This is a genomic window from Halomonas sp. 707D4 (assembly GCF_024158685.1).
Lineage (GTDB): Bacteria > Pseudomonadota > Gammaproteobacteria > Pseudomonadales > Halomonadaceae > Vreelandella.
Window position 1 is genome coordinate 1 of sequence record NZ_JAMZBD010000405.1, and the last position, 2,781, is coordinate 2,781.

Below are 2,781 nucleotides of genomic sequence, written 5' to 3' on the forward strand. Positions count from 1 at the left end.
GTACCTGGCCGAGGTTGCCGGTGACGCGTTCCCCACCGCGACAGATCGCCAGCACCGCCGCCCCGTAGAGCGTGCGAAAACGTCCGTCGCGAATGCGCTGGCCGATGAACTGGCATTGGCTCGAGACCACCGCCTCCACCAGGCGGCGCTCCTTGAACTCCTTCTCGAGGCTCGAGCCGTGCTCGCTGGAGGGGATCAGCCCGCGGATCTGCTGGAGCTCCACCGCCGCATCGCTGGTACCGGCGAACACCAGCCGATCGCCGGCCTTCAAGCGCTCGCCGGGCCCCACTACGCTGACCACGTTGCCGGCCCGCTCGATCTCGACCAGAAAGAGCTCCTGGAGATGCCGCAGCCCCGCCTCCTCGACGGTGCGATCCACCAGCACGCCGTCCGGGTCCACCTCCATCTCGATGGTGAACTCCCGCGGGTTGGCGAACACCTTCGCCATGCCCTCGCGGTTGGGCAGAAGCCTCGGCGCGACGAAGATCAGGTAGCCAAGCCCCGCCACCGCCACCGGCAGCCCCACCCAGGCCAGGTCGAAAAGCCCCATGGAGAGCTCGGGGTAGCGCGAGGTCAGAAGCCCGTACACCACCAGGTTGGTGCTGGTGCCGAACAGCGTGATGGTGCCGCCGAGGATCGAGGCGAAGCTCAGCGGCATCAAGAGCCGCTGGGGCGAGCGCTTGATGCGCCGGCTCCAGCTCATCACCGCGGGAATGTAGGTGGCCATGACCGGGGTATTGTTGAGGAACGCGCTCAGCGAGGCGACCGGCAGCACCAGCCGGACGAGGGCGCGCCGTTCGGTCGGCGGCGTGCCGAGCACGTAGCGGATGATCAGGTCGATTCCGCCGGTTTCACGAATGCCCGCCACCAGCACGTACATGAACGCCACGGTGAACAGGCCCGCATTGGAAAACCCGCCGAGGGCCTGCTGCGGGTCGATCACGCCAAGCGTCATCAGCAGCACCACCGCGCCCAGCAGGATGATGTCCGGCCCCAGGCGCGACAACGCCATCAGCGGAAATACCGTCAGTACCACCGCTATCGCAATCCAAGCATCCAATGACATGACACGCGCCTTGAAACGAAAACCGAGTCATTGTGACGCCTGCAAGTTATTCAAAACAGTTATTTTTAGAAACACATTAATATCGAAAAAGAATATAAGCCGGTTATCTGCGGTGAAACGCGGGCAACAAAAAACCCCGCCGAGGCGGGGTTTTCGAACACATCGGGCATTGATGCCCGACGGTCACATCAAGTCAGGAATTAACCCAGAACCTTGATGTTGGAAGCCTGAAGGCCTTTCTTGCCCTGGGTGACGTCAAAGGAAACCTTCTGGCCGTCTTGCAGAGTCTTGAAGCCGTCAGCTTGAATTTCGGAGAAGTGAGCGAACAGATCGTCGCCGTTGTCGTCCGGAGAGATGAAGCCGAAGCCTTTAGTGTCGTTGAACCACTTAACGGTACCAGTTGCCATGATCGAAATCCTCGATTTAGCTCAATGTGAAGCCGGGTAATACCCGAGTTGCAGTGGGTAGAACAAGAAACTTTCACCAGACTCAACGCTTAAGCGTTTCGATACTGCTGACAACGTTCGACTTGCTAACCTACTGCTTGAAGCATGCGCTTAACCAACACGCACGTCAACACTATGTTCGAAAAAAAAGTCAATGTGATGACGCGGCTTCCAGAATCCATCGCGCGGCCTTTTCGGCGATCATCAAGGTGGGTGAATTGGTGTTGCCGCTGGTGATCGTCGGCATGATGCCCGCATCGGCGATTCGCAGCCCCGACACGCCGATCACCCGCAGTCGCGCGTCCACCACCGCCCGGGAATCCCCGGCTCGCCCCATGCGCGTGGTACCCACCGGATGGAAGATGGTGGTGCCGATATCACCGGCCAGCCGGGCAAGCTCCTCGTCCGTTCGATACTCGACGCCTGGCTTGACCTCCTCGGGCGCGTAGCGGGCAAACGCCGGCTGCGCGGCGATGTGCCGGGTGATGCGCAGGGAGTCCGCCGCGACCCGGCGATCCTCGTCGGTGCTCAGATAACACGGGCTGATGATCGGCGCCGCCCGAGGATCGCGGCTGTCGATACCGACCCTGCCCCGGCTGGTGGGGTTCAGGTTGCATACGCTTGCGGTGATCGCAGGGTACGGATGCAGCGGCTGGCCGAAGGCCTCGAGGCTCAAGGGCTGGACGTGGTACTGCAGGTTCGGGTGGGCGTAGTCCGAGGAGCTTCGCGTGAAGGCGCCAAGCTGCGAGGGCGCCATGCTCATCGGCCCCGTGCGTCTGGTGAGATACTCCCAGCCGATGCCCGCCTTGCCGCGCAGCGTGGAGGCGATGGCGTTCAGGGTCAAGGTATTGCTGACTCGATACACCGAGCGGATCTGGAGGTGATCCTGCAGGTTCTCGCCGACGCCGGGGAGATCCTTCACCACCTTTATACCCAGGTTCTCGAGCTGTCTGGCCGGGCCGATGCCGGAGAGCTGAAGCAGCCGCGGCGAGCCGATCGCCCCCGCGCACAGTACCACCTCGCGGCGCGCGCTCACCTGCCGGGCCCGCCCGCGACGCACCACGTCGACGCCGAGACAGCGCGGCCCGCCCGTCCCCTGCGCAAAGCGCAGCGCATCGACCTGGGTCGAATGCCAGAGCGTCAGATTGGGGCGCGAAAGCGCCGGGCGCAGAAACGCCTTGGCGGTATTCCAGCGCCAGCCATCGCGCTGGTTGACCTCGAAGTAGGCCACGCCTTCGTTGTCGCCGCGATTGAAGTCGTCGATGCGCG

The 2,781-nt window shown here is 63.0% G+C and carries 3 protein-coding genes; all 3 read right to left on the minus strand.

Features of this window, described 5'->3' with window-relative positions:
- Window positions 1–1,066: SLC13 family permease (locus BIS11_RS14375; RefSeq protein WP_253586379.1), on the minus strand; the 1,066-nt coding region annotated here is incomplete at its 3' end.
- A 200-nt stretch (window positions 1,067–1,266) separates the two neighbouring features.
- Window positions 1,267–1,473: a cold-shock protein gene (locus tag BIS11_RS14380; protein WP_054641278.1), complete on the minus strand. Its 207-nt coding sequence runs from the start codon at window positions 1,471–1,473 to the stop codon at window positions 1,267–1,269.
- A 190-nt stretch (window positions 1,474–1,663) separates the two neighbouring features.
- Window positions 1,664–2,781 (minus strand): GMC family oxidoreductase (locus tag BIS11_RS14385; protein WP_253586380.1); only part of this gene is annotated, 1,118 nt, incomplete at its 5' end.

What these genes read in the sequence shown, in the direction of transcription:
- BIS11_RS14380 (WP_054641278.1), bottom strand. Translation starts at nt 1,473, where the DNA reads ATGGCAACTGGTACCGTTAAGTGGTTCAACGACACTAAAGGCTTCGGC.